This is a genomic window from Cetobacterium sp. (assembly GCF_051658645.1).
GTDB lineage: Bacteria > Fusobacteriota > Fusobacteriia > Fusobacteriales > Fusobacteriaceae > Cetobacterium_A.
Map to the genome: position 1 here is coordinate 1 of NZ_JBOFMZ010000002.1, position 2,641 is coordinate 2,641.

The 2,641-nt window shown below is 26.5% G+C and carries 4 protein-coding genes; all 4 read left to right on the plus strand.

Annotated elements, in window-relative coordinates; all coding sequences use genetic code 11:
* The first annotated feature begins 592 nt into the window (after nucleotides 1–592).
* A complete protein-coding gene (locus ACRCZX_RS00010) occupies nucleotides 593–1,183 on the plus strand; it encodes a transposase (protein WP_438580906.1) in 591 nt (196 codons plus the stop codon).
* Nucleotides 1,184–1,197: 14 nt separating this feature from the next.
* Nucleotides 1,198–1,461, plus strand: a complete 264-nt coding sequence (locus tag ACRCZX_RS00015; RefSeq protein WP_438580907.1) for an RNA-guided endonuclease InsQ/TnpB family protein — start codon at nucleotides 1,198–1,200, stop codon at nucleotides 1,459–1,461.
* A 208-nt stretch (nucleotides 1,462–1,669) separates the two neighbouring features.
* Nucleotides 1,670–2,371, plus strand: coding sequence for a hypothetical protein (locus tag ACRCZX_RS00020; RefSeq protein ID WP_438580908.1), 702 nt, complete (start codon nucleotides 1,670–1,672; stop codon nucleotides 2,369–2,371).
* Between the two features lie 109 nt (nucleotides 2,372–2,480).
* On the plus strand, nucleotides 2,481–2,641 hold a 161-nt coding region (locus ACRCZX_RS00025), incomplete at its 3' end, for a MerR family DNA-binding transcriptional regulator (protein WP_438580909.1).

Here is a 2,641-nt window from a genome sequence, read left to right on the forward strand (position 1 = left end):
TATATTTTGATAAATTATGAAGTTGTTTTATCTAACTATTATATTTGAAGTAGATTTAAAGTTTTAGTATATTGTTCTTTTTTTAAGAGTAAAATATTTATAAGTTTTAAAATTATTTAAAAGTGAAAAGATTTAAAGAGTGGAAGTAGAAGGACTCGTGATGGTGCCTTCTACTTTTTTATTTTTTGTAAAATAAATTATGATAGAAGATAAGATGTAATAGTTTATAAGCTATTCTAAAAACCCCAAAAATGAGTATTATTATACAAAAAAGGGAGAAACCTCTGGGGGGGACAGAGGTTTCGGGGGGATTAAATCATTTTATTATTACTTTTATTATAATTTTTAGACTGGGATTTTTAGAAAAAAGTTTGAAAAAAATATAGAATTTTTGGATTAACTTGCTATACTATTACCATAGATATAAAAAATTAGGAGGCTTTCAACAGTTGAAAAGAACTTCTAAAATTTGAAATTTAATTTTTACTTTTAAATTATTTTATATTAAAATAAGTCGAAGTGAGAATAAATGATATCAAAAAAAATAGAAAAATAATCGGTTATTGTAGAGTTAGTTCTAACAAGCAAAAAGATGATTTTATCGAAGAAGATAAGGTTAAAACCTAATAAAACTCAAGAATCACTGCTTTGGCAGTCAACAAGAACAGCAAGATTTATATATAATTGGACTCTTGGAAGACAGAAAGAGAACCTTGTTTTAATAGAAAAAGTAGGTTGGATTAAAACCTTGGAACAGTTACCTATGGACAGAAAATATTGTAATCCTAGGATAAGTTTTGATGGGAAATACTGGTATATCTCAGTAGGATTAGATGTTGAGAAGCCGATAGTAGAATTGACAGATAAAAGTATAGAAATAGATTTAGGGATCAAAGATTTAGCTATATGTTCTACTGGAAAAATTTATAAAAATATCAATAAGACCAAGAGAGTTAAAAAGCTAAAGAAAACTTTAAACAGGTTTCAAAAACAGGTTTCAAGAAAATACTATAAAAATAACGGAGGTGAAAATCGTTACCAAAAGAGCCAAAACATCTTGAAACTAGAACAAAAATTAAGGCTCATTCATAGAAGAATTTCAAATATCAGAGCTAATAATCTTCATAGAGTTACAAATGAGATAGTGAAAACCAAACCATCTAAGATTGTAATAGAGGATTAAATGTTAAAGGTATGATGAAAAATAGACACCTTTCAAAGGCTATAGCAGAACAGAACTTCAATAGATTCATAACTATTATGAGATATAAGTGTGAATTTAACGGAATAGAGTTTATACAAGTACCAAGATTTTATCCAAGCAGTAAAAGATGCTCAAAATGTGGAGAAGTAAAGAGAAATCTAAAACTTTCAGATAGAGTTTTCCAGTGTGAGTGTGGACACGAGATAGATAGAGATTTGAATGCAAGTATAAACCTAGCAAATTACAGAGTTTCATAGAACTTTCAACAAAGAAAGTATAGAGAAGAAAACTGTAATATGTACCGTTCGTTATGTGGGAATTGAAGCCTTTGGAGAGTTATACAAACAAAAGTAGTATCGAATGGATACAAAATTGAACTCTATGAAAAAGGAATGATACTTTTGACTTTTGTGAATTTTAATAAAAATTTTATAAAGTTTTATAAGTATCTGGTAACGGCTTAAAATGGGTATTTTACAAAATTTTAGAGTGTTGAAAGAGAAAGAGTTATTTAACTTTATAGCTTCAGAATTATATTATACAGATTTAATATCTGAAGATTTACTACCTGAAAATGCTGAATTAACACCAGAAGAGTTGGTGAATATTTATTTAAATTCAGTAAATGCTGTTTATGATATTTTACCAATTGAAACTTATGAGTTTTTAAAAATATATTTTGAAAACAATAAAAAAATTCCAGCAACACATGAATTGACTTCGTGTTTAGACACTTTAAAAAATTATGGTCTTGTATGTTTTGATGAAAATGATATAAAAGAAATGGATTTGATGTTGGATTTAAAATACAATAGAATTCATAGTTATCCAGATGATTTAATGAAAGAAAAGGAGTTCCATAATATCTTACTGGATGAAGATTATGCTCGGTTACTACTTCAATTTTTAGAATTAAATAAAGAACTTATTTCAGAAGAGATTAAAGCTAGAGATATAATTTTGGAAATATTATCAGCCCATTTAACTATACCACTTCAAAAACTAGAGAAAGTATTAGAAGAGCATGGTTTTAAGATACATGATCTTTATTCATTCTTAGAAAATAAATTAATACATGGTTCAATGGTTTTTTACTCAACTAACGGAACTGATATTTTAGTAGCTCATCCTTCTTTGGATATAGAGTTGGAAATGCTAAAAAAATAAATTTAATTTAAGTTTAAATTTTTAAAATTATAGAGGCTGATGTCTGTAGAAATAATTCTATAAAATTCTATAAAAATTTATAAAAAAACTTCAACTTATTTTAATTTTAATGGTAAAATTAAATCGAGGTAATAAAATGTATTCAATAGGTAAATTTTCAAAACTATTAGGAGTAACAACACAAACACTCAGAAATTGGGACAAGGAGAATAAACTTAAACCAAGTTTTGTAACTAAAGGTAAGACTAGGTATTATTCAGAAGACCAATT